This is a genomic window from Microbulbifer sp. ABE4_465 (assembly GCF_056160765.1).
Map to the genome: position 1 here is coordinate 105,907 of NZ_JBSWXV010000004.1, position 24,415 is coordinate 130,321.

Annotated in this window: 16 protein-coding genes; 7 read left to right on the forward strand and 9 right to left on the reverse strand. The window is 56.3% G+C overall.

The features are described from left to right. Positions 1 to 43: 43 nt before the first annotated feature. The 7 genes from ACXAG1_RS09100 to ACXAG1_RS09130 form a co-directional block, all read right to left on the reverse strand. The gene (locus tag ACXAG1_RS09100) at positions 44 to 2,914 is read right to left on the reverse strand and encodes a TonB-dependent receptor (RefSeq protein ID WP_475091379.1); all 2,871 of its coding nucleotides are present in this window, start codon (positions 2,912 to 2,914) and stop codon (positions 44 to 46) included. Positions 2,915 to 3,270: 356 nt separating this feature from the next. Then, positions 3,271 to 4,227 carry a sugar kinase gene (locus ACXAG1_RS09105; protein ID WP_475119534.1) on the reverse strand — a complete coding sequence of 319 codons (957 nt, stop codon included), beginning with the start codon at positions 4,225 to 4,227 and terminating at the stop codon, positions 3,271 to 3,273. 37 nt (positions 4,228 to 4,264) lie between these two features. After that, positions 4,265 to 5,014 (reverse strand): SDR family NAD(P)-dependent oxidoreductase, encoded by a 750-nt coding sequence (locus tag ACXAG1_RS09110; protein ID WP_475091382.1) that lies wholly within the window; start codon positions 5,012 to 5,014, stop codon positions 4,265 to 4,267. Positions 5,015 to 5,075: 61 nt separating this feature from the next. Next, positions 5,076 to 6,371, reverse strand: coding sequence for an MFS transporter (locus ACXAG1_RS09115; protein ID WP_475091383.1), 1,296 nt, complete (start codon positions 6,369 to 6,371; stop codon positions 5,076 to 5,078). Between the two features lie 2 nt (positions 6,372 to 6,373). After that, complete coding sequence (locus ACXAG1_RS09120) at positions 6,374 to 6,727, reverse strand: cupin domain-containing protein (protein WP_475091384.1); 354 nt, start codon at positions 6,725 to 6,727, stop codon at positions 6,374 to 6,376. A gap of 17 nt (positions 6,728 to 6,744) precedes the next feature. After that, positions 6,745 to 8,988 carry a heparinase II/III domain-containing protein gene (locus tag ACXAG1_RS09125; RefSeq protein WP_475119535.1) on the reverse strand — a complete coding sequence of 748 codons (2,244 nt, stop codon included), beginning with the start codon at positions 8,986 to 8,988 and terminating at the stop codon, positions 6,745 to 6,747. Positions 8,989 to 9,008: 20 nt separating this feature from the next. Continuing rightward, positions 9,009 to 11,279 carry a chondroitinase-B domain-containing protein gene (locus ACXAG1_RS09130; RefSeq protein WP_475119536.1) on the reverse strand — a complete coding sequence of 757 codons (2,271 nt, stop codon included), beginning with the start codon at positions 11,277 to 11,279 and terminating at the stop codon, positions 9,009 to 9,011. A gap of 489 nt (positions 11,280 to 11,768) precedes the next feature. Between ACXAG1_RS09130 and ACXAG1_RS09135 the strand changes: the two genes are divergently transcribed. Beyond that, complete coding sequence (locus ACXAG1_RS09135) at positions 11,769 to 14,792, forward strand: TonB-dependent receptor (RefSeq protein WP_475119537.1); 3,024 nt, start codon at positions 11,769 to 11,771, stop codon at positions 14,790 to 14,792. Positions 14,793 to 15,076: 284 nt separating this feature from the next. Here the strand turns inward: ACXAG1_RS09135 and ACXAG1_RS09140 are convergent, their stop codons facing one another. Then, positions 15,077 to 15,853, reverse strand: a complete 777-nt coding sequence (locus tag ACXAG1_RS09140; protein WP_475091388.1) for a FadR/GntR family transcriptional regulator — start codon at positions 15,851 to 15,853, stop codon at positions 15,077 to 15,079. A gap of 343 nt (positions 15,854 to 16,196) precedes the next feature. On the opposite strand from ACXAG1_RS09140, the gene ACXAG1_RS09145 reads away from it, so the two are divergent. After that, a complete protein-coding gene (locus ACXAG1_RS09145; protein ID WP_475119538.1) occupies positions 16,197 to 17,663 on the forward strand; it encodes a RimK family protein in 1,467 nt (488 codons plus the stop codon). 182 nt (positions 17,664 to 17,845) lie between these two features. On the opposite strand, the gene ACXAG1_RS09150 is transcribed toward ACXAG1_RS09145, so the two are convergent. Further along, positions 17,846 to 18,727, reverse strand: coding sequence for a LysR family transcriptional regulator (locus ACXAG1_RS09150; RefSeq protein ID WP_475091390.1), 882 nt, complete (start codon positions 18,725 to 18,727; stop codon positions 17,846 to 17,848). 113 nt (positions 18,728 to 18,840) lie between these two features. Between ACXAG1_RS09150 and ACXAG1_RS09155 the strand changes: the two genes are divergently transcribed. The 5 genes from ACXAG1_RS09155 (at position 18,841) to ACXAG1_RS09175 (ending at position 24,392) form a co-directional block, all read left to right on the forward strand. Further along, entirely contained in the window at positions 18,841 to 19,617 is a 777-nt protein-coding gene (locus ACXAG1_RS09155) for a ferredoxin--NADP reductase (protein WP_475119539.1), read from the forward strand. Between the two features lie 345 nt (positions 19,618 to 19,962). Further along, positions 19,963 to 20,619: a YqiJ family protein gene (locus tag ACXAG1_RS09160; RefSeq protein WP_475119540.1), complete on the forward strand. Its 657-nt coding sequence runs from the start codon at positions 19,963 to 19,965 to the stop codon at positions 20,617 to 20,619. 69 nt (positions 20,620 to 20,688) lie between these two features. After that, on the forward strand, positions 20,689 to 22,386 hold the full coding sequence (locus tag ACXAG1_RS09165) for a flotillin family protein (protein ID WP_475119541.1): 1,698 nt from the start codon (positions 20,689 to 20,691) through the stop codon (positions 22,384 to 22,386). Between the two features lie 330 nt (positions 22,387 to 22,716). Next, positions 22,717 to 23,814 (forward strand): 4-hydroxyphenylpyruvate dioxygenase, encoded by a 1,098-nt coding sequence (hppD, locus tag ACXAG1_RS09170; protein WP_475091394.1) that lies wholly within the window; start codon positions 22,717 to 22,719, stop codon positions 23,812 to 23,814. Positions 23,815 to 23,843: 29 nt separating this feature from the next. Beyond that, entirely contained in the window at positions 23,844 to 24,392 is a 549-nt protein-coding gene (locus ACXAG1_RS09175; RefSeq protein WP_475091395.1) for a VOC family protein, read from the forward strand. The last annotated feature ends 23 nt before the right edge of the window (positions 24,393 to 24,415 follow it).

Here is a 24,415-nt window from a genome sequence, read left to right on the forward strand (position 1 = left end):
GCAAAAAGGCCGGCGGCGGAGTGCCGCCGGCCTTTGCGCCGGATTAGAACTTGGCGCGTACACCCAGTACGAAGCGACGGTCGTTTTCCATGATCTGGAATGCAGAGCCGTTGGTACCGGTGTTGATGGTGGGTTCTCCGGTCAGGTTGGAAACATTGCCGATAACGGTAATGTTATCGGTGACGTCGTAGCTGGCGGAGAGGTCCAGCTGCGACACTGCTTCGCGGTAGTCGTTACCCAGAGTTGGGTCGTCGTCCTGAGAAGCACCTGCCAGTACCAGTTCACCCAGTGGCAGTACGCGCTTGGTTTCTTCGTTGTCGAGGAAACGGTCGCGGTAGGTGTATGCCAGGCGGATACCCAGGCCTTCATACTCGTAGTACAGCTGAGTGTTGAAGGTGTTTTTGGAAATATCTTCCAGCGGGGTTCCGTCGGGATTTTCGCTGTCCGCGTAGGTGTAGTTGGCACTCATACCCAGACCAGACCAGCGGCCCGGCAGGAAGTCGAACGCCTGCTGGTAACCCAGTTCCAGACCCTGCACCTTGCCGTTTTCACCGTTGGTGATGAAGTCGGTCAGGATGCCCATCTCGGAGATCGGGGTATTCTCGTTGGCGTACTGGATGCCGTTCGCCTGCCACAGACAGATCTTGTCGTAGTCAGACACGTTGGTCTGGGTGCTGACAACTTCTGGCTGGTTTTCACACTCGTAGGTACGGGTCAGGAAGGATTCCACGTCCTTGAAGAACAGGGTGGCGGAAACCATGTTGTTGTCCCAGTAGTGCTCTGCCGCGATATCGTACTGCGTTGCACGGTAGGGCTCCAGATCCGGGTTGCCGCGGCTGGCGGCGATGTAGGCATCGCGATAGGCGTAAGCCGGGCTCAGCTCGTTGAAGTCCGCACGGCGCATTACCTTGGCAGCAGCAAAACGCAGCTGGGTAGCTTCGGTGAGGCCCCAAGTGACGTTCAGGCTGGGCAGGAAATCGTTGTAGCTGCTGGTGCCAGAAACGATCTCACCGTCCTGGTAGGCGCTGGTGCTGAGGTCGGTACCCACGTAACGGCCGCCGACAATCGCGCGCACGTCACCGAAGTCCAGCTCTGCCTGAATGTAGGCAGCGGAGGTATCTTCGCTTACTTCCGCGTAGGCACCTTCCTGATACTCCAGGTTGTCCGCCAGGCTGCCGTTGATTTCCATATTGGTACCGGCAAGCAGCTGCCTGACGATATCGAAGGTTGCCTGCTGGTTTTGCAGCAGCTTGGCATCGTAGGCAGTGAACTTCGCCAGATCGTAGGCACCGGCACGACCGGAGTGCTCAAACGCATCGCCGGTGAAGTCGTAATCGGTCATGGCATTAGGGAACTGAGCCACCACATCTTCCATCCAGATAATATCCGGATTGCCGTCGGCATCGGTCAGGTTTTTGAAGATGTTGGTGATACGGAACTGCTCGCGGCTCTGCTCGTAGTCACGGGTAGTCACGCGGACACCGGATTTGATGGCACTTACCCAATCCAGACCGAAGGGCTCCACGTACTTCACGTCAAAACGGAAAGCGTCTTCGTTGTTCTTAACGTACGTGCGGGTGTCTTCGTAGCGACGGAACGCCTGGTTCTGCTGGTCGGTGAATACATAGCCGTCGGCAAAGTCTACAACCGGTGCACCGCTGTCGTTACCGCGATAAGTTACCGGGATCAGCCATTTGTTCTCGCCATCCGCACCCTGACCTTCCAGAGAGCGATCAATACCGCGGAAGCGGAACTCGGAGAATGGCGTGTAGCTGTCGGATGAGGCGGTGGAGAATTCACCTTTAACGCTCAGCTGGTCAGTGAAATTCCACTCGCCACCAAACGCGTGGCTGAAGGAATCGCTGTGGCGGAAGCTGGAGCCGGTAGTCATCAGCGGCTGAACTTCGTCGTACATGAAGTTCTGCAGCTGGCCGTTTTCATCTTCGTAGGTATCTGCGGTAATGGTCGGATCGTCGAGGATGTGCAGCAGGGAGAAGGTTTCCTGTCCGCCAGCGCGCTCAACGGCGTTCAGGTCCAGGTAGAACTGGCCCTGTTCGGAAGCCGGCGCCCACTGGAACGCCAGGTTGAATGCGGTGCGCTCGCGGTCTTCGGTGCGCGGGTTGTAGGTGTGCTCACGGGCATACACATAGTTGCCGCTCGGGGTGTTTTGCGCCGGGCCCAGGCCTTCAACGGGACCTACCTGCAGCTGAACCAGAGATTCGTCGCGACGCAGGGTGCGGTCCTGATAGGCCAGAGAGGCGATTACACCGAAGGTGCCGGCGTCGCCCAGATCCCAGTTGTTGCCAACACCGGAGCTGATGATCGGCGCCCAGTTTTCTGCTTTGTCGGCGTACTCGCCCTGAACAGAAACCGCGGCCAGCGGTGCATTCAGGTCCAGCGGGCGCGCCATTTTCAGGCTGATGGTGCCGCCGAGCGCGCCCTCGGTCATCTCCGGGGTCGGGGACTTTACGACTTCGACTTTCTGCAGGAAGGCAGCGGGGAAATCCTGGAAGTCGATACCGCTGCGGGCATCGCCAATAACGGAGCGACCGTTTACTTCCACACGGTTCTGGGTGAGACCGCGAATGGATACCCCGGAGCCCACACCGAATTCACGGGTAATGGAAACACCGGTAACACGCTGCAGGGCTTCGGCGATGTTGTTGTCGGGGAGTTTACCGATATCTTCCGCAACCACCGCGTCGACAACACGGGCGTCGTCACGTTTGGCATCGGCGGCGGCTTCGAGACTGGCGCGAATACCCGTTACAGTAACTTCTTCCAGGGCGGCATCGTCAGTCTGGGCAAAAGTCATGGGGGTAAATGCCATAGCGGAGGCGGACAGCATCAACACGCTGAGGTCTCTCAGTGCGCTCTGCTTATCGAACTTCTTAAATTTTTTATAGTTATCCATATAACAGTTTCCTCTCATTGTAAGAACGATTTTATTTTTATTAGCTCGCAGCATGGCGAGTTAAACGCGTTCGAGAAAACCTGTCAATAATATTGGTTAACGGTATTGGTAAGATAGGTTGTTGCAGAATACAATTAAATAATTGTTTTATATGGGTTTTTCGGTTTTTTCTAAGGAAAAAGTAAATTTAAATAAATTTTTATGTTTTTTAATGCGACTCGTTATTTGCTCAGGGGTAAAGCCAATTGGTTTGATAGGTTGAGTTTCTTCTGTCATCTTCATTGATCGGCTACCCGCCTCGCAGACAAAAAAAGCGGCTAATAAGCCGCTCTTAGTCACCGAAAGCCCCGCGTTTTTTATGCGCTCTGCGCAGCTCCGGGCATGGCACTTTGCGCGATGATCGCGCCGCGATATTGAATAACCGTACTCGCAAGTTGGTGACCTTGCTGCGCTGCTTCCTCGGCACTCTGGCCCGACAAACGGCTGGCCAAATAACCCGCATTAAATGAGTCTCCCGCAGCGGTAGTATCCAGCGGCACCACTTTATTGGCCGGTACTAATTTCGGGTCGCGGTTTTGCTGAACCACAAGGCAGCCATCACCGCCCAGTTTCAATACGATTTCCCCCACGCCCCATTCCTGGAAGCGTGCCAGCGCCGCATCGGTATCCTTGTCTTCAAACAACATCTGTTCGTCTTCGAACGTCGGCAGTGCGATATCCGTTAGTCGTAATATCTGCTCATAGGCTTTGCGGGTAAGGGTCTCGCTGCCCCACAGGCGCGGCCGGTAATTACCGTCGAAAATTACCTTTCCGCCGTCCTGTCGAAATTCTGCGAGAAAGTCGTACAGGCATTCGCGCCCATAGGGCGAGAGAATGGCGAGGGAAATTCCGGAAAGATACACCGCGTCAAACTGCTTCAGTTGCGCAAACAACTGCTTCGCCGCTTGTGGGCTATCCAGCAGGCGTTTGGCTGGAGCGCGGTCTCGCCAGTAGTGAAAGGTGCGCTCACCAGTGGCATCGGTTTCGATCAGGTAAAGCCCGGGCGTTGCATTTGCCTCGCGCTTTACCAGATCGCAGCCGATACCTTCGGCCTGCCATTGGCGGATCATCCAGTCACTGAGGTGGTCGTCACCCAGCGCAGTCACATAATCGACGCTGGCGCCGAGCCGGGACATATACAGTGCTGTATTCAATGTGTCGCCACCAAATGAGAGCCCCGCGTTCAGGCGGCGCTCACTGTGATGGCTGCGACAGTCATTGTCCAGGTTCATTTCCAGCATACATTCGCCGATAACTGCAATGCGCTTGTGCATGATTTACCTCAAAGAGCTGAGTTTCTTTCCTTCCCCTTTAGGAGAAGAACAGACCGCCGTTGATGTCGATGTTGGTACCGGTGATGAAAGACGCATCGTCGGAAGCCAGGTAGGCAACGGCATCGGCGACTTCCGGTGCTTTACCTTCGCGTTTCAGCGGAGTGGCATTGGCAACGTTCTCACGCACGGCATCTTTGGTGAACGTATCGTGGAAGGTAGTGCTGATCATGCCCGGGCACAGGGAGTTGACGCGAATGTTTTTCGGGCCCAGTTCTTTCGCCATGGCGCGGGTGAAGGTCATTACTGCACCTTTGGAAGTGGCGTACGCGGAAGCACCGGGGCCGCCGCCGTCACGGCCAGCCTGGGATGCCAGGTTTACGATGGCGCCGCCGTCCATGTGCGGAACAACCGCTTTGGTCAGCAGGAAGGTGCTGTTCAGGTTCAGAGCAACAACTTTGTTGAAGAACTCTTCGTCCATTTCTTCCAGAGTTTTGCGCTCTACCAGACCGCCGGCGACGTTTACCAGTACGTCAATGGTTTTGCCGTAGGCTTCCTGCGCTGCAGCAACCACGCTCTCAACGTCCGCCTGCTTGGTCATGTCGCCTTTGGCGATGATCGCTTCACCGCCAGCCGCTTTGATCTCGGCCAGGGTTTCTTCTGCAGTCTGTGCGTTGCTGAAGTAGTTCACCACTACTTTCGCGCCTTCCGCTGCCAGTTTCAGGGATACCGCTTTACCGATGTCCCGCGCCCCACCGCTGACGATGGCTACTTTACCTTGAAGTTTCATATCTACTCCTAACTGTAATTTTGAATTCCGACTTTTGATCGAAGAGTTTTTCAGGTTTGTGTTAGCTCGCCGCTTCAGCGAGTTGCTTCTTTTCCTGTTTGCTACGTACCGGTGCGATACGTCCCCCAACAAACAGAACGGAGATCAACATCAGCGGTACCAGAGAAGCACCGAGAATGAAGAAGGGCGGGTAATAGGTGCCGTCGTTGGTAATGATCGGTACCAACTGGATAGCGGTAATCACACTGATTACACCAACAGCGCCGCTGATGCCGGCGAGGCTGGCAACGCTCTTGCCAGAGAAGTAATCACTGGGCAGCGTCTGGATATTGTTGATGGCGGCCTGGAAGCCGAACAGGATCACGGTAATCAGGGCCAGTGCCGCGGCTGGCGTTGCCGCAACGGTGGTTGCGAGCAGGGCCGGCAGCATGCAGCAACCGCCAACCAGCACAGCAAATTTACGGGATTTGTTCACGCTCCAGCCACTGCTCATCAGCTTGCCGGATAACCAGCCACCGAACAGGGCGCCGGCGGCGGCGCCGCAGTAAGGAATCCATGCGGACGCACCGATTGCCTTCACGTCAAAGCCGAATTTGTCGTTCAGGTACAGCGGCAACCAGGCCACAAACAGCCACCAGATTGGCTCGATAAAGAAGCGCGCGGAGATCACACTCCAGCTCTGACGGTGCGACAGCAGTTCGCGCAGTGTCGGAACATATTCGTCTTCGTCTTTTTCGGCAGTGATCTGTCCAGACAGAATCAGTTCGCGTTCTTCCTGGGTGATCCACGGGTGCGCATCCGGACCGCTCTTGTAAATGATCAGCCAGGGTACCAGCCAGATGAAGCCGAGCAGCGCAACAACAACGAAGGTGGCCTGCCAGCCGAGGAAGGCGTACAGGAAGGCAACCAGCGGAGGAGCGATGATGCTGCCCGCAGAGGCGCCGGCACCAAAGATCCCTTGAGCCAGAGCGCGCTCTTTTGCCGGGAACCACTCTGCGTTGGCCTTGGTGGCGCCGGGCCAGTTGCCCGCTTCACCGAAGCCGAGTAATACACGGAAGATACTGAAAGAGGCTACGGACGTGGCCAGCGCGTGCAGTGCGATGGAGATCGACCAGACCACAATCGACAACATAAAGCCGAGACGGGTACCGATGGCATCAAACACGCGGCCGAATACCGCCTGACCGATGGCGTAGGCAATCAGGAATACACTCATGATGTTGGCGTAGTCGTGGCTGTCCATGCCGAGGTCGTCGGCAATGCCCGGCCACATCACCGAGAGGGCAGTACGGTCGATGTAGTTGATAATGGTGGCCAGGGCCACCAGGGACACAATGGTCCAGCGTAAGTTCTTCATTATTATTTTCCTGTTTCGCTTTCCAGAAAGTCTTCCCGGTAGGGACTGAAGGTATCGAGCAGCACTCCGGCCTTTTTACACACGGCGCCGTGTTCCAGATGTGGCGCTATGTAGAAACTGTCTCCTGCTTTCAGCAGTTTTTTCTGGCCATCCACCTGTACTTCAAACTCACCGCTCTCCACGTAGCTCACCTGGGTGTGCGGGTGTTTGTGTACATAGCCGATACTGCCTTCCTCAAACCACACGCGCACAATCATGAGGTTGTCGTCGTGGCCAAGAATCTGCCGCTTGATACCACCGCCGAGATCTTCGACGGCAACATCCTGGGCCTGAACAAATGCATCAGTTGCGGGCATAACGTGTTTTGCCTTTCTCAATTTTTAATCTGAAAGAGTTTGGCGCGGCCGGTGAAACGGTATTCACTGCCGCCGAATTCAAACGTGTTCTGGATATCGTCCGCTGCGTCGGGATTTCCGTTGAACGCCAGCAGTTGTGTGGCGCCATTTTTGGTGCCAATGGAGATCAGTTCCAGATCGCCGCTGCGCTGATGCGCCAGAGCATTGACCTGGCTTTCCGCTCTCAAGGTGAATTCCTTGGCCGGGTTGTACTCACCGTGGGGCTCGAGCACGCTCAGGAAGCTATGTGCACGGGCATTGTCGCGACGGGCGATAAAGCCTTTTTCGGAACGCAGGTTAAAGTTCGGGTCGTTGGCACCGAGTTCGGTAAACAGCAGTTCGGTTTCCCCATCCACAAGGTTCGACTGGGTATAGAAGCGACCGTTGTCGTTCAGCCAGGTCACCTGGGCGAGGCCGGATTCGGGTTTTCCGCGGGCCTTCAGCCACAGGTGCTGATAACCATTTTTGCTGCCCAGCGCTTTCAGGCTGTCGGTGTAACCCTGCAAGTTGAAGCTGGTCTCCACCAGTTGGCCGTTGTAGTGCAGTGGCAAATCGAACTGGTGTTTTTTCGTGGCTTGCACGTCAAACAGGTCGATGGCGAAGGTACTGCCACTTTGCGGGTTGTTCACCAGTGCCAGGGTACGCTTGAGGGAAACACCAGGATAGGCGGAGTCAATTTCCGCCGCGCTGATTTTGACCTGATCATCCGCGTGGAAAAACAGCAGTTCCGGATGCTCCTGGTTGGCCACCTTCAGGCTGTTGTTGAAGTGCGAGGTCTCGTCCACCACAATTGTGTTGTGCGCGACGGTCTGCTTGGCCCAGGTTTCGTTTTCTTCCAGGTAACGGCCGCCGTTTTTCGCTTCCACATTCAGGAAGCGCGCGGCACCGTAGTCGGTAACAATCTCGGCCCCGCGGTCGTAAAACTGCCAGGAAAGCTTGTCGAAGTGGCCGTGGCCCATACCCTGGGCGGCGGGCTTGAACACCAATGCCTGATCGCCGGCAGTCTCCTGACGTAGAACCACCAGCGCGCCTTCGTCGCCGTCTTTACCGTCGCGGAACGCGAAGGATTTGAATTCGTAGGGCTGTTGCTCACCGGCGTCCAGCGCCTGGGCAACCTTGAGCCCATCGCCGCTCAGCAGGATCTGATCCTGACGCGCGGCGATGTCCAGCAGCTGTGGATTACCGGATTCACCGTAGGCGATGGTGACACCCAGTACTAGTTCTGACGTATCGATCCCCTTGCTCTTGATGGCATCGTTGATCGGGAAGAACAGATTGTTGTAGCTGAGCTGGATGGTGGTATCGATCGCTTTCATCACGATACCGTCGCGGTAATCGAAAATTCCGCGCTCCGGTTCGTTGTTTTCAATCGCCTTGGCAAAGGTCACGAAAGGCATCAGCGCGTAACGCTGGTAGTAGGGGCCTTCGTTATAGTAGCCGTCCGGCGAAAATAGGGTGCTCAGCTGGCGAAGAAATCCGCCCTTGCCGGATTTATCCAGGTCCAGCAGCGCCTGCTCCACCCACTCCGGCTCACCCAGTACATAGCCGGCCATACCCACACCGGCGGTCAGCCAGGTGCCGTGATTGTGTACCTTGTTAAAGGTCTTCGGCGAATCGACGGACAAAAATTTGGCCACCGGGCGCAGCGCACCCTGTTCAATTTTTTGTGCTTCCGCGTCAGTGAGAGACGAACGGATCAGATCGTAGGCCTGAATGGTGTACACCAGCCACACCGCTTCGTTCAGGCTCTGCCAGAACAGTTTCCCCGGATTCTCTGCACCGGGGCGACGCTTGGGGTGCAGTGGCAGCGTCGGGTACATGTCCGCATAGGCGAGCAGCATATCCCGTACGCGCTCCGCGTATTTTGCGTCTTCGGTCACTTGATACAGCACGCCAGCGTTGTACATCAGCTGGTAGTTCTTTTTGTGCTGCTCGTGGGTGTAGCCACCGCCGGCATCCGCTGGTACCGGCACCGCGATGGGCGCTTCCAGTGCGCGATCTACCGCGGACTGACTGCGGAGAAAGGCGCTGCGAAAGCGGCCGGGTTGCTCAACCGCGCCCTGCATGGCATCGACGTCGGCAGCGCTGATCACCAGATTTGGATGGTTCGCGCCGAATGCTGCAAGTGGGTTGAGCGCGAAAACTGCCGCAGATACCCCGGCCGCCAGAGCCACGCCGGCGGCGAGAGATTTACGCTGTTTAAATATTGAATTGCCAAACATCGTTTTCGTTCTTCTCTAAATCAGTTTTTCACGGTGTTGTTGGCAAGGGTTGCGGTGTGCGGGCCCTCGGCGACAAGTTCAGTGACTTCCGGCAGAGGGGCCTTGAAGAACTGATTGTTGGCAATATGGGTAACCGGCTCACCCACGGTATGTTCGACCACAATACCCGCACTGTCTTCGATGCGGTTTTTATGAATGTCCGCCACCTGGGTACCGTGCAGTTTGATCAGTGCCTGCGCCTTGTTGCGCTTGCCCTTACCGGAGCCGATAACCTCGTTGTTACTAAAGTCGATGTGCGGCCCAAAGGTGCTTTCATCGGTACCACCGCGGTACAGGTCTACCAGAGCGCCCTGAACGTTTTTGAAGGTATTGCCGGTCACAATCACATATTCCGCGTTGTACACACCGAGGTCATCGGTCTCTTTATTCAGCTTGAGCAGATCGCCGGTGATGTTCTCGAACGTGTTGTTCGCGAGGGTAATGGTGTCGGCAAAGGCGCGCAGGCCGGAATCGAAAACGTGGTAGGAGTGGTTGATATCCAGGTTTTCCACACGGCTGTTGGTCATGGAAAAACGGTAGTTTTTCAGCATGCCCCACACCGCGGTGCGGATAAGGATATTGCCTGCGTTGTCCGGGCTGTTGGAGCCGGAAATCACCAAGCCATCCAGCGACAGGCTACCGCCATCCTGTATCTCGAACATCACCGGGCGGCCGCTGGTCAGGGTTACTTTGCCCTGTTTTTTCGCTTTGATGGTCAGCGTCTTGTTGATATCCAGGCGCTTGGTCGCGTTGTAGACGCCGTTTTCCAGAACCAGGGTGTCGCCGTCCGCCGCACTGGCGATGGCGTCGAACAGAGCATTTTCACCGGGGCGCACGCTGATGGACTTGCCACTGTCGAACGGGGTAACCGGTTCTGATTTGGGATACCAGGAAGCGCCGGTCATTTCCTTGGTGGTAACTACCAGGTCTTTGCTCGCGCCCTTATTCGCTACGGACTTATCGGTCGGGTAGAGCAGGCCATTGTCGGCACGCTTCAGTTTGCCCACGCCTTTATCGATGCCTTCGTGAATCTTCTTGTCCACAAAGCCGTTGGAGACGTTGTTGGCAAAGGTAATACCGGAGATATCGTCAAAAATAGAGAAGGGAGACTTACCACTCTCGGTATAGAAAATATTGTCGGCAATCGTGGAGTCCTGCGGCGTCGCGCTGCGCTCCTGGTCACTACCTGCAGCCAGGTGGATGTGCTCCACATTGATGAAACTGTTGTTCTCGATCTTCGCGTTTACCACTTGGTGGTAGCGATTGATGGGAGAGTTGGGAACACCGTTCATCACGGTGAACCCACTCCCAAACCGATAGCCTGTGAGACCTTCGAGATAATTGTTGCGAATGACCTGGTCCGCATTGATCACACGAATACCGCCGGTGTGGTCCACGCCATTGCCCAGGAACACGTTGCCTTCGATCAGGTTACCGTTGCCGTGACGCATGGTCAGGGTGCCGCGGGATTCGAAAAAGGTGTTGTTGCGCAGAATATTTTTGCCGGATTTGACGGAGATGATTTCCACCTCGCCGTCGGCACGGTCGAAGAAGTTGTTTTCGACCACTGTCAGGGAATCGGTCAGAGAGTAGTGGCTGGTGCCGATACGCAGGGTCTCACCGCCGTTGGAACCCAGAACAGGGCGCGGGCCAAAATAGTTGTGGTCGATACGGTGGCGGTTTTCCTGGCTCGCTTCGGTGTTCAGGCGCACCGCCATGGTCACACCCTTGTTGCGTTTGCCCGCCAGGTGACTGTGATCGAAGCGGTTGTTCTTGCCGTAGATACTCACCCAGTAATCGGAGTCCATACGCTCCGGCTTGCTGAAGTCTTCGATCACCACTTCAGTCACGCGGGAATTGTTGGCCAGGTGGTCTTTGTTACGGCGAAAGGAGATTACCTCGCTGCTCGGCGTGTAGCCGTCTTTAAACACGAGGCCGGAAACCAGTAGATGCTCGCCCGCAAGGCGCAGGTTGGACTGGCCGCTCAGAACCACTTTTCCTTTTTCCTGCGCAGTCAGCGTAATCGGGTTCTCTTTTTCCCCGTTTCCGGTGAATAGAATTTCAAAATCTTTCCAGACGCCATTTGCCAGCACCACGGTATCGCCAGCTTCAAGGCTCTTGGCGACCTTAGCGTACTCCGTCTGATTGTGTACCAGGTATTCCTCGGCGGAAGCCTGAACACAGAACAGGGAAGCCTGCCCGGCAGTCAGCAAGGCGGCGGCCAGCAGTGGTTTGATTGCTGAAGTTCTCATGATCACCTGAATAGTTTTTCTGAGTTTTCGTTATCGCGGTTGCCAACCTGAAGCTCTATGGCCTCTTGCCGAGCTGCACCATATCGGGGCGTCTTTGGGCATCGCGGAGTTATTATGGGGCCAGACTAAATTGGTCAAAAATAATTGTCAACCAATCGGGCTAACCAGTTCGCCTCGAAATTTTGTGCAGAATTGGTGCGTCTCGCAAAATATTCCGGTAAAGTGCACAAAAAGCAGGCAGGGGTCAGTCCAAAATGTGAAGTTTTTCTGAAAATTGGTTGACTAGCTTGTAGGCAGGTGAGAATTTGTGCTGGCCAGATCGCGGACAGCCGACCGAAAGCGGTTGTCACTGGTCAAGAGGCTGATAATAAAAACCGCGATATGAGCGATGAATAAGGCGCCAGAACAGGGCGCCCTTGTTACTATCAACTAGCGCAGACTTCCTTGGGGGTAATCATGCGTGATAATAATAAAGACGCGAGAGATGTAATGGCTAACGAGAGAACGTTTAAGAAGTCGCTTCTTGTAAGCGCAATCGCCGCAGTAACTTATGTTGGTTATGTAGGTTCTGTTCAAGCACAGGAAGCTGCAATCGCAGAATCCGACCAGGCACTGGAAGAGGTTGTCGTAACCGGCACCCGCGCCACCATCCAGACCACTATCGATATCAAGCGTAACTCCACCACCATCGTAGACGGCATGTCTGCGAACGAAATTGGTGACCTGCCTGCGCTGTCCATCGGTGAAGCACTCGAAAACGTCACCGGTGCTTCTTCTCACCGCGAAAACGGCGGTGCTACCGAGATCTCCATCCGTGGCATGGGCCCTTACCTGAGCGCAACTACCATTAACGGACGCTCCGCTTCCAACGGTAGCGGTGACCGCTCGGTAAACTTCTCCCAGTTCCCCTCCGAACTGATGAACAAAATCGCGATTTACAAAACCCAGGACGCCAGCCTGATCGAAGGTGGTGTTGCTGGTCTGATCGCGCTGGAAACCCTGAAGCCGCTGGAATACGGCGAACAGCGTATCCAGATCGACGCCAAAGCGAATATCAACCCGAACCAGTTTAACGTCGAAGATTCCATGGCTGGCGATATGGGTTTCCGCGGTAGTGCCAGCTATGTAGACCAGTTCGAATTCGACAACGGCATGGCGTTCGGTGTGTCTCTGGGTGTGGAAAGAAGTGATATTTCGCAGCCGGAATCAGAGATGCGCTCTTCCAGCCCGAGTGGCACTTCACTGTGGGCGTGTCTGAACGACCCCAGCAACACTAATGAAGGTTTCTACCGTGGGTCTGCGGGTGACTGTGAAGACCAGATTGACGGTTCCAGTAACCAGGGCTATCAGACCGCTGTTGATCCGGAAACTGGCAAAGCCATTAGTGACGGCACTCCGTTTGCATTCGTTGGCAGCTCCAACGGTTATCGTCAGAACGATACTTCTGACGAGCGCGACGCGGTATTTGTAGCGCTGCAATTTCAGCCGAATGACAAGACCGACATCAACTTTGATCTGCAGCAGTCCGAGCGTATTCAGGCCGAGCAGCGTCACGACCTGAACTTCGCGAACATGAAGCGTGCCACTCCGGACGTCACCGGTGACAGCCTGGTAGTTACTGATACCGGTGCCGTAACGAGCTGGGCTGGTGAGACTGCGATTGAATCCAACAGCGAAACATACGAGCGTGCCGAAGACTACCTTGGCTATGGTCTGAATGTTTCCTATGAATTTACCGACAAGCTGACCGTATCTGCAGATTACTCCTTCTCCGAAACGACCCGTACCGAAAACCAGGTGCTGCTACGTACCCAGTCGGACAGCAAAGACATCTATGGCGAAAGTTCTAACTACCGCCCTCTGGTTTCCTGGGACTTTGACTCGGGAATCCGTCAGTACACCGTTACCGACTTCGATGTGACCGATCACACGCTGTTCTCCGATTCCTACCGTATCCGTGTGGACAACGATGTGGATCGTCGCAACACCAACGAAGCGTTCCGCACTGACTTCGATCTGGCGCTGGATCACAGTTTTATCACCGGTGTGAAAGGTGGTCTGCGTTTCTCCGAGCTCGAGTACGTGGATCTGGGGTCGGCTCGCGATGAGTTCAGCATCAGCCTGGGCAGCGACCAGGAAAAAATTGCCGAGATCAACCAGGCGTGTGCGCTTGAATTCGCTGAAAGCGATTTCCTGGCCAAAGAAGGTAGCGGCAACCTGATTACCAACGTTGATGAAAATGGCAATGTAATTGGCGGGTCCAATTCCTGGGCGACCTTTGATACCAACTGTGTGGCGGATATGCTGCTTGGACATCTTGGTGAAGACTTCGCTTACCCGGAACTTGAGCAGCAGAGCGGTGGTACCACTGATGTGACCGAAACCACGACCGCCGCGTATGTAATGGCAGACTTCGATACTTCCGTCTCCAGCCTGCCGGTACGCGGTAACTTCGGTGTGCGTGTTGTACAGACTGAAGTCGAGTCAGTGGCATACCGAACTCCTTATACCATTACCACCAACGACGATGGCACTCTGTCAATCGACGACGTGGAAGGTGCAGAGCTTGAGCGCGTATCCGCCGGAGGTGACTACACCGAAGTGTTGCCCAGCCTGAATGTTATCGCAGACATTCGTGACGATCTGATGTGGCGCGGTGCGGTTTATCGCGGTATGTCCCGTCCCGATCCATCCAACCTCGGCTATTCGCGCACTTTTGAAACCAACGGTTCCGACGAAATCACCGATATCGCAGATCTGCTGGAAGATGTGAACGGCGATGGCAACCCGAATATGCAGCCGCTGATGTCCTGGAGCTTCGATACCGCACTGGAATGGTATCCTAACGACGATTCCATGCTGACCTTCGGTATTTACCACAAGCGTTTCCAGGGTGGTTTCGAAACCGCACACGTAACAGAAATGCTGTCGGTTGACGGTCAGCAGATCCCTGCTTCTTTCGATATTACTCGCACAACCGAAGACACCAGCGCTCTGAGCGGTATCGAGATTACTGGTACTCACCGTTTCTCCTACCTGCCGGGCTACCTGAGTGGTCTGGGTGTGAAGGCGAGCTACAACTACGCCGACTCTGACTTCGAATTCGAAGACAGCCTGTATGGTGACTCTGTTGTGCTCGACGAAAGTGGCAACGTGACTTCCGAGAAGCAGGGCATTATTGCCCCAGGCAACCTGCCCGGCTTCTCCGAGAACGTATTCTCCGGTCAGCTGTACTATCAAATTGGTGATCTCGACACCAGTCTGATCTACAAGTACCGCAGCGAGTACTTCCAGCCGTACACCGGTAACGGTACCCGCCTGCGTTATGTCGGCGACACCGGTGTGTGGGAAATGAAAGCGTCCTACCAGCTGACCGACGCTGTAAAACTGAGCCTTGAAGCTATCAACCTGTTTGATGAGCCGAAGAAGCAGTACTTCTTCACCCGCGATAACCTGGGTGAAGTGAACAGCTACGGACCGCGTGTATTCCTTGGCCTGAAAGCCAAGTTCTAAGGTGCTATCCCCGAGCCTTTGGTTTTGGGCTCGGGATCCATGGCACAGAAGGGCCTGTAACCCAACCCCTCGGAGGGGCTGCAGGAACTTCGGTTTGTTTGATTGGTTGTCTCTTCTCCATCCGATAAGGTGCCGCCTGTCGGAGTTTATTCGCCCGCCTTTGTGCGGGCTTTTTTATGCCTGGAATTTTCTGTTCAATTTCGTTGCGCGAATTCATCGCGCATTAAAAAAGGCCATACCGCTTAGCGGTATGGCCTCTGAAAATCAGCGATTAAATTGACGGATCAGAATCCGGCGGTTTCCCCCAGACGGTCGATGGAGAAGCGCTTGCGGCGCTCGGAGACTTCACGGCGTACCACTTCTACCGCTTTCGCTTCCGATGCGTCGTGCAATGCATTCAGCGAGCGGTTGAAATGCAGGCGCATGGCTTTGCGCGCGGCACAGGGGTCGTGACTTTCCAGTGCCTGCAAAATGGCTTTGTGCTCGGCCAGACGCTTCTGGCCATCTTTCTTGCACACATTTTTGTGCACCGTCTGGATATCCGGTGAGTGTTCCTGAATATCCCACAGTTTGTCGATGGTGCTCATCAGCACGCGATTGTTGGTCGCGCGGGAAATCACTTCGTGAAACTTGCGGTCGGCGCGCTCGGAGGTGAGGTTGCCTTCCTCGTTCTCGCGCACCATATCCCGGTAGGCGAGACGCAGGTCTTCGAGCTGCTCTTCGGTGATCATGGTCGCCGCCAGCGCCGCCAGTTCACCCTCGATCAGCACCCGCGCCTCGGTGAGCTCAAACGGGCTGAAATCCTTGGTATCGGTAAAGGAGTTCACCGGTTCGATGACGTAAACACCGGATCCGGTGCGCACCGCAACCCGGCCCATTACTTCCAGGGCGATAATCGCCTCGCGGATGCTGGGGCGGCTCACGTCAAACATTTCCGACAGTTCCCGCTCAGACGGCAGGCGCACCCCGGGTGGGTACTCGCCGCTGTCGAGAAGGGTCAACATTTTTTCTACCACCTGCTGATAAATGCGGCGGCCAGTTCCAACATAATCGCTTTTCATGGCACTCATTTCTATCGTTGTTATGTGGGCTTCACCTCAAATAGAGGGGCCGAAAGTCACTCTTGAGTCTACCACAATTGGTCTTACAGGCAATGTTTATTGGTATGATGGCTGGTCGTGACAGCTTGGATTCTCCATCGCGTGGGCTGCCGGAAACAGGGCCGCAATAACCGCCAGAAAATAGCCGAATAGCTGTTGAAAAAGTATTAGGCAGAACCCCGCTTTTCTTCTATCTTTCGCACATTCAGCGGGCCAATTCTGACCCGCTATCCAGGCCCTCCCGAGATAGTGCATTTTCGTCTCCCGACGCCGCCCACCTTTTATTGAGGCAGACCCCCAACCGATGTCACAGATCCTGATCGTGATCGATGAGCCCGACGACTGGGCCCCCTATTACCCCAGCGAGCGGGTAATCACTTTTGCCGACTACCTGGCACTGCCGGCCCGTTCCCAGCGGGTGCGGGTGATCAACCTGTGCGCGGATTACGACTACCGCAGTGAGGGCTATTACTGTTCCCTGCTGGCGGAGGCGCGCAACCACAATGTGCTGCCCAGCGTGCGTACCCTGAACGACCTGGCGCTGCCGCAGCTGTACAAACTGCAGCTGTCCCAGGCGATTCCCGCCCTGGCCAAATTGTCGCTGCCGGAACCGGGTACCGGGCGGGTGGTGAAATCCTATTTCGGTCGCTGTTCGGATCCGGCACTGCAGCCGCTGGCGCGTGCGCTGTTTGACCGCTTCGCCTGTCCGGTACTGGAGATTCACCTGCGGGCGAACCCCCAGTGGGAAATCGTCGAGCTGAAGGTGTGTTCGCACCGGGATCTGGGTGAAGCGGAGGAGACCGAATTTGCCGAGGCGCTGGACAACTTCAGCAACAAGGTGTGGCGCCAGCACAAGAAGCCCAGCAACAGTCGCTACGACCTGGCGATTCTGGTGAACCCGGAAGAAAAACTGCCGCCGTCGGACGGTGCCGCGATCAAGAAGTTTGTCAGCGCCGGGCGCGAGTTGGGCCTGTCAGTGGAGTTGATCGGTCCCGGGGACTATATGCGCCTGTCGGAATTCGACGGCCTGTTTATCCGCGAGACCACGGCGATCGATCACCACACCTACCGCTTTGCCAAAAAAGCCGAAGCCGAAGGCCTGGTAGTACTGGACGATCCGACCAGTATCCTGCGCTGTACCAACAAGATTTATCTGGCGGACCTGTTCAACACCCACAAGGTACCGGCACCGCGCACGCGCATTCTGCGCCGCGGTGACGAGGACAGCCTGAAGCAGGCGATGGAAGAGCTGGGGCTGCCGATGGTGGTAAAAATCCCCGACGGTTCCTTCTCCCGCGGTGTGGTGAAGGTCAATTCGGAAGACGAGTTGCACCGCAAACTGGAAGAGCTGTTTGCGGAATCCAGCCTGCTGCTGGCTCAGGAATTTCTGTACACGGAATTCGACTGGCGCATCGGTGTGCTGGATAACAAACCCTTGTATGCCTGCCGTTACTATATGGCGAAGAACCACTGGCAGATCTACAACCACGGCAACAAGAAAACCGTGAGCGGTGGCTTTACCACACTGCCGACCTTTGAAGTGCCGAAGCCGGTACTGCAGGCCGCAATGAAAGCCACCAAGCCCATCGGGCGCGGATTCTATGGTGTGGATGTAAAGGAGTCGGCAGGTAAAGGATATGTAATCGAAGTGAATGACAACCCGTCCATCGATAGCGGCGTGGAAGATAAATACCTGGGCAAGGAACTGTACCGTTTGATCCTGCAGGAATTTATCCGTCGCCTGGATGCGCGCAAGGCGGGCCAGGAATAACCCGCCGGTTTGCGTATGTTCGCTAGTGGTCAATGCGGAAAGTTCGGTAACTATGGAGCACAGCCAAAGTGTTCAGATCAAGGCGAGAAAGCGCAGGAATAGTGGTTCTATTTCAAGCTTTCTCAACGCAGAGCTGGGCGCTTTGGCGAAGCGAACAGTTACACAACTTTCCGCATGGACCACTAGGGCGCTTGCCGACAAAGTTCCAGCCAGCGCTCGATCCCCGCGCTGCGGTATTTCTGCCGGTGCAGGGCAAAATAAAACTCGCGGCTAAAATCCCGCTGCGGCACTGGTAACTCCACCAGGGCGCCGCGGCGGAAGGCGTCTGTCAGTGATACCCGGGACAGACAGCTGATGCCGAGCCCGGCTTCCACCGCGCGCTTGATCGCCTCGGTGTGCTGCAACTCCAGTCTTATATTCAGCTCCGGCAACAGACCTGCCAGTGCCCGCTCAAACGTCTGGCGGGTACCGGAGCCGGTTTCCCGCAGAATCCATGTGGCCTCGCGCAGGTCTTCATCACCCAGCTGCGCGCGCTTTGCCAGCGGGTGATCCGGCGCGCAGAAAACCACCTGCTCGTCGTCCCGCCAGGGAATCATTTCCAGGTCCGGGTGATTGAGTTCGCCCTCGATCAGCCCCAGGTCCAGTTCGAAGTTGAGTACGCCCTGGGCGATGGCCGCGGTATTGGCCACTTCCAGTTCCACCCGCGCCCCCGGCTGTTCCTCCATATAGCGGGCCATGATGCCCGCTGCCATATAGTTGCCGATGGTCAGGGTGGCACCGATCTTCAGGCGGCCCAGATCACCGTGCACCAGTAAGGTGGCCTCCAGCTCCCGCGCCCGCTCCAGCAACTCCTCTGCCCGCGGCCACAACTGTCGCCCCAGTTCATTCAGGCGCAGGCGCTTGCCGGTGCGCTCGAACAGGCGCAGGTCGAACTGCTGCTCAAACTCCTTGAGCGCTGTGGACGCGGCGGATTGGGACATATTCAGGCTCTCGGCCGCACGGCTCACATTCTGGAAGTGGGCACAGGCCAGGAACACCTCCAGCTGGCGCAGGGAATAGCGCATGGCAAATATCCAGATAATAGATAACGAGTATCGAAATATCCCATTTTGCCAATAGATATGCCAGCGCTAGAATTCACCCAGCAAAAAGGTCAGGAATAAGTGGTTCTATTGTTATGTCAAATTTGAATAAGGAAACGGTGCTCGAGGTCCATCACTGGAACGAGACCCTGTTTAGTTTCAAGACCAGCCGTGACCCCGGTTTCCGCTTCGAAAACGGCCACTTCACCATGATCGGCCTGGAGCAGCCCAACGGTCGCCCGCTGCTGCGCGCCTACTCCATCGCCAGCGCCAACTACGAGGACGAGCTGGAGTTCTTCAGTATCAAGGTTCAGGATGGTCCGCTGACTTCCCAGCTGCAAAAGATCAAACCCGGCGACGAGATCTTCGTCAGCCGCAAGCCTACCGGTACCCTGGTGGCCGACCACCTGCTGCCGGGCAAACGCCTGTGGCTGCTGTCCACCGGCACCGGCCTGGCGCCGTTTATGAGCATCATCAAGGACCCGGATGTCTACGAGCGCTTTGACCAGGTCATTCTTACCCACGGTGTGCGCTTCAAGTCCGAGCTGGCCTATCAGGATTACATCGAGAAGGAGCTGCCGGAGCACGAGTACTTCGGCGAGATGGTACGCGATGGCCTGCTGTATTACCCCACGGTAACCCGCGAACCCTACCGCAACAACGGTCGCCTCACCGACCTGATGCTGTCTGGCAAGATGTTCAGTGACCTGGGAGTACCCCAGCCGAATGTGGAAGAAGATCGCTTTATGCTGTGCGGCTCCCCCGCCATGCTCAAGGATCTCACCAATATCCTCGACGACTGGGGCTTCAAGGAAACCCGCGCGGGTGTGCCTCGCGAATATGTGATCGAACGGGCCTTTGTTGAAAAGTAAGTAAAAAGTACGCGGATATTGCCTGACGCCCGGGCAGGGCAGCGGCGTCGGTACTTGGAGGTGGTCGCGTGAAGGATTGCGCAAGGACAGAAATGGCATTCTGCACTTCAAAGTGTCGACCCCGGTGCCCTGCCGATTGAACGGCAGCGCCTACCAGTGAAAGGGTTTAACCCTGTATTGATAACCACCCAACGGGTGGTTTTTTTTCGTCCATTGAAAATGGACAGGTCAGTGAGTGAGTATTCGCCGACTGTAATTGCCTGAGGTTGACCACACCACGGTAGCGCGGCAGGATTGATGGAGCACACGAATAGAACAACAAAGGTAGTCCTGAAGGAGGGACGGATGGAATTTCTACTTCAGGACGGCAATCAGCTGTATACCGGTGCGCTGGTACTGATGCTGATGATCGCACTTCTGGAAGCCGTGATGATGCTGGTTGGCGTCGGCCTTTCGGACTTTCTCGATAACCTCCTGCCGGATATAGAGCTCAGTGCCGATGCCCCCGACGCGGGTGCCAGCGGCGGGCTGACCAAATTGCTGAGCTGGCTGCGCTTCGGTGAAGTGCCGGCCTTGATACTGCTGGTTGCATTTCTGGTGGCGTTTGGGGTGAGCGGACTATTGCTCCAGATGCTGGCAGACGCCCTGCTGGGTACGCTCCTGCCCGGCGTGTGGCTGGCCATACCGGTTCTGTTGATCGCGCTTCCCCAGGTTCGCCTGTTTGGCAAACTCCTCGGTCACTTTGCCATGCGCGACGAAACCCAGGCTGTGAGTCGCGATTCATTTGCCGGCCGCACCGCGGTGATCACGATCGGTGAGGCGGTTACCGGTTCGCCGGCAGAGGCCCGCTTCAAAGACGAGTTTGGTACTACCCATTACGTCATGGTCGAACCCTATGATGAGGCCGAGCGCTTTGTTCAGGGCCAGGAGGTGGTGCTGGTGGAGGAGCAGGGGGGCAGCTTCCGCGCGATCCTGCCCGCGGGCCAGGTACCAACTACCTGAGTATTCAGAATTTTCAATTTCAGTACGTAACGAAACAGCAAAACAAAAAACACCCCGGAGAAAAAAATAGTGATTCAGAATCTTCACAGTATTGCGATTATGGCGGGGGCCGTGCTTGTCGGCCTGATGGTCATCGGCACCATTTTCGCGCGCCTGTATACCCGCGCCTCAAAAGAACGCTCCTTTGTGCGCACCGGTATGGGCGGGCAGAAGGTCATCATGAATGGCGGCGCGCTGGTACTGCCGGTGCTGCACGAAATCATCCCGGTCAATATGAACACCCTGCGCCTTGCGGTATCGCGCAAGGAGCACCAGGCGCTGATCACCAAGGACCGCATGCGTGTGGATGTGCTCGCGGAATTTTACCTGCGGGTAAAACCGGACACCGACGCCATCGCCAACGCGGCGCAGACCCTGGGTATCCGCACCCTGGATCCGGAAGCGCTGAAAGAAATGATCGAGGGCAAGTTCGTCGACGCCCTGCGCTCCGTGGCCGCAGAAATGGAAATGGCCGAGCTGCACGAACAGCGCAGCCAGTTTGTACAGAAGGTGCAGCAGGTGGTTTCCGAAGACCTGCTGAAAAACGGCCTGGAACTGGAATCTGTATCCCTCACCGGTCTTGATCAGACCGGCAAGGAATTCTTCAACCAGGACAACGTGTTCGATGCGGAAGGTCTCGCCAGCATGACCCGCTCGATCGAAGCGCGCCGCAAGGAAGTGAACGACGTCGAGCAGGAAACCCGGGTTCAGATAGAAACCAAAAACCTGGAAGCGGAACGCCAGCGCCTGGAGATCGAAAAAGAAAAGCGCTACGCGCACCTCGAGCAACAGCGCGAGTTGGAAAATCGCGAGGCATCTCAGAAGGCGGATATCGCTCGCGAAACCGCCGCTCAGGGTCGTGCGGCTCGCCAGGCAGAGATTGAAGCGGAGCGCGAGGTAGACCAGTCCCGCATCGCCGCCGAGCAGGCCACCCGACTGCTGGAAATCGAAAAGGAAAAGCGTCTGCAGGAGCAGGAAATCGAGCGCGAGCGCGTGCTGGATGAGCAGCGCATTTCCAAAACAAAGTCAGTGGAAATTGCCGAACAGGAACGCGCCATTGCGGTTGCGGAAAAATCCAAGGAGCAGTCCGTTGCCGATCAGCAGGCCAACGTGGCCCGCGCCGAAGCGGTAAAGGCGGAAGAGCAGGTGCGCACCGCCAAAGACGTGGAAGTAGCCGAGCGTGACAAGCGCATCGAGATTATCGAAGCGCAGAAGGAAGCCGAGCGTCAGGCAACCTCCATCAAGGTCGCTGCCGAAGCGGAAAAAGCCGCGGCGGAAGACAAGGCCGAAGCCCTGCGCCTGCAGGCGACCGCGGAAGCGGAAGCGGTGCGTATCAAAGTGGAAGCGGATCGCGAGAAGTACGCGGTGGATGCGGAAGGCCAGCGCCTGATGAATGAGGCCATGAACAGCCTGAGCGAAGCGCAGATTGCCCTCAAGCGCGTACTCAGTCTGCACGAAAACCTGCCCAACATTGTGCGCGAGAGCGTGCGTCCGCTGGAGAAGATCGAGGGTATGAAGATCATCTCTGTGGAAGGCCTGAACGGTGTTGGCGGTCGCGCCGGCGGCATCATGGATGCCGATGGAGAATCTCATGGTCAGAGCCAAAGCCTGCCGGAAGCACTGGTGGGCAGTGCGCTGAAGCACCGCGCCATGGCACCGCTGGTGGATTCTCTGCTAAAGGAAGCCGGTGTGGGTGATCTGACCAAGGTGACCGAGCCAGAGCTTTAAGTCATCATTATCCCCGTTTCCGGGCCCTCGGGCCCGGAATTTCCCGCTCCACCGCCTTTTTTCCTGTTTCACGCAGAATTTTCAAGACTCCTCCGGATTTCCGGTGGCACCCGCCATACCGCAAGTATTGGCACCGGGTTCTACTGTCCGGTCACCAATTTCCCACCTAAATCCACCCACTGGATCTATCACTAGTTGAGCTGCTTCAATCGCCCCTTGACATTAGTTTCACGCGTAACTAAATTCGTTGCACCTGAAACCAAGCAGACCTCCGCGGCCACAAGCGGCGTCGCAGGTCCGACAACGAATCCAATATAAATGGAGGATCACATGGCCGATTTATTTGAGAACCCGATGGGCCTGGACGGCTTTGAATTCGTGGAATTCACCGCGCCGGAGAAGGGCGTCCTGGAAACCGTGTTCGAGGCCATGGGCTTCACCAAGGTGGCGCGCCACCGCACCAAAGAAGTCGAGCTGTGGCGCCAGGGCGACATCAACTTCATCACCAACTACGAGAAAGGCAGCCACGCGGACTACTACGCCCGTGAGCACGGCCCCTCGGCTTGTGGCCTGGCGTTCCGCGTAAAGGACGCCACCTTCGCCTACAACGAAGCCATCAAGAAGGGCGCCCAGCCGGTAGAAGTGGAAACCGGCCCCATGGAATTGCGCCTGCCGGCGATCAAGGGCATTGGCGGCGCCACCCTGTATCTGATCGACCGCTATAAAGAAGGCGAGAGCATTTACGACATCGACTTCCATTGGCTGGAAGGCGTGGACCGTCATCCGGAAGGCTGTGGCTTCCACACCCTGGATCACCTGACCCACAACGTGTATCGCGGCCGCATGGACTACTGGGCCAAGTACTACGAAGACCTGTTCAACTTCCGCGAGATCCGCTACTTCGACATCAAGGGCGAGTACACCGGCCTGCTGTCCAAGGCGATGACCGCGCCGGACGGCAAGATCCGCATCCCGCTGAACGAAGAGGCGGCCGGTGGCGGCGGCCAGATCGAAGAGTACCTGATGAAGTACAACGGCGAGGGCATCCAGCACATCGCCTTTGCCTGCGATGACCTGTTGGCCTGTTGGGACCGTCTGAAAAAGCAGGGCATGCAGTTTATGACCCCGCCGCCGGATACTTACTACGACATGCTGGAAGAGCGCCTGCCGGGACACGGTGAGCCCACCGAAGAATTCCAGAAGCGCGGTATTTTGTTGGACGGCACCACCGAAGGCGGCCAGCCGCGCCTGCTGCTGCAGATCTTCTCTGCCAATATGCTCGGCCCGGTGTTTTTTGAGTTTATCCAGCGCAAGGAAGACGAAGGCTTCGGTGAAGGTAATTTCAAGGCTCTGTTTGAATCCATCGAGCGCGACCAGCTGCAGCGCGGCGTGATCGGCGGCGACAAAGGAAAGGAAGACGCGGCGTAATCGCAGCGTCTAAAGCCCGGAGGCCATCTATGGCAATTCAACGCATTCATCACGTGGCCTACCGCTGCCGCGATGCCAAGGAGACCGTGGAGTTTTACCGCGATCTCCTGGGCATGGATTTCCAGCTCGCCATCGCCGAAGACCGGGTGCCCTCTACCGGGGCGCCGGATCCGTACATGCACGTGTTTCTCGATGCGGGGCAGGGCAATGTACTGGCGTTTTTCGAACTGCCCAATTCTCCGGACATGGGCCGCGATGAAAACACCCCGCAGTGGGTGCAACATATCGCCATGGAAGTGGAGAGCATGGACGAGCTGCTGGCAATGAAACAGAAGCTCGAAGAGGCCGGTGTCGATGTGCTTGGTCCCACCGATCACACCATCTTTAAATCCATCTATTTCTTTGACCCCAATGGCCACCGCATCGAGCTCGCTGCCAATACCGCCAAGCCCGGTATGCACAAAGAGCTGAAGCGCGTTGCCGAAGATATGCTGGAAGAGTGGTCTCGCACCAAAAAGGCACCGCGTCACGCGGCCTGGATGCACGGCGAAACAGAGTTCAAAGCCGTAGATCCCTAAATTCATTTTTTCAAAGAGGAAGG

Coding starts and splice junctions, on each gene's coding strand:
- ACXAG1_RS09100 (WP_475091379.1), bottom strand. CDS start 2,914: ATGGATAACTATAAAAAATTTAAGAAGTTCGATAAGCAGAGCGCACTG.
- ACXAG1_RS09105 (WP_475119534.1), bottom strand. CDS start 4,227: ATGCACAAGCGCATTGCAGTTATCGGCGAATGTATGCTGGAAATGAAC.
- ACXAG1_RS09110 (WP_475091382.1), bottom strand. CDS start 5,014: ATGAAACTTCAAGGTAAAGTAGCCATCGTCAGCGGTGGGGCGCGGGAC.
- ACXAG1_RS09115 (WP_475091383.1), bottom strand. CDS start 6,371: ATGAAGAACTTACGCTGGACCATTGTGTCCCTGGTGGCCCTGGCCACC.
- ACXAG1_RS09120 (WP_475091384.1), bottom strand. CDS start 6,727: ATGCCCGCAACTGATGCATTTGTTCAGGCCCAGGATGTTGCCGTCGAA.
- ACXAG1_RS09125 (WP_475119535.1), bottom strand. CDS start 8,988: ATGTTTGGCAATTCAATATTTAAACAGCGTAAATCTCTCGCCGCCGGC.
- ACXAG1_RS09130 (WP_475119536.1), bottom strand. CDS start 11,279: ATGAGAACTTCAGCAATCAAACCACTGCTGGCCGCCGCCTTGCTGACT.
- ACXAG1_RS09135 (WP_475119537.1), top strand. CDS start 11,769: ATGGCTAACGAGAGAACGTTTAAGAAGTCGCTTCTTGTAAGCGCAATC.
- ACXAG1_RS09140 (WP_475091388.1), bottom strand. CDS start 15,853: ATGAAAAGCGATTATGTTGGAACTGGCCGCCGCATTTATCAGCAGGTG.
- ACXAG1_RS09145 (WP_475119538.1), top strand. CDS start 16,197: ATGTCACAGATCCTGATCGTGATCGATGAGCCCGACGACTGGGCCCCC.
- ACXAG1_RS09150 (WP_475091390.1), bottom strand. CDS start 18,727: ATGCGCTATTCCCTGCGCCAGCTGGAGGTGTTCCTGGCCTGTGCCCAC.
- ACXAG1_RS09155 (WP_475119539.1), top strand. CDS start 18,841: ATGTCAAATTTGAATAAGGAAACGGTGCTCGAGGTCCATCACTGGAAC.
- ACXAG1_RS09160 (WP_475119540.1), top strand. CDS start 19,963: ATGGAATTTCTACTTCAGGACGGCAATCAGCTGTATACCGGTGCGCTG.
- hppD (WP_475091394.1), top strand. CDS start 22,717: ATGGCCGATTTATTTGAGAACCCGATGGGCCTGGACGGCTTTGAATTC.
- ACXAG1_RS09175 (WP_475091395.1), top strand. CDS start 23,844: ATGGCAATTCAACGCATTCATCACGTGGCCTACCGCTGCCGCGATGCC.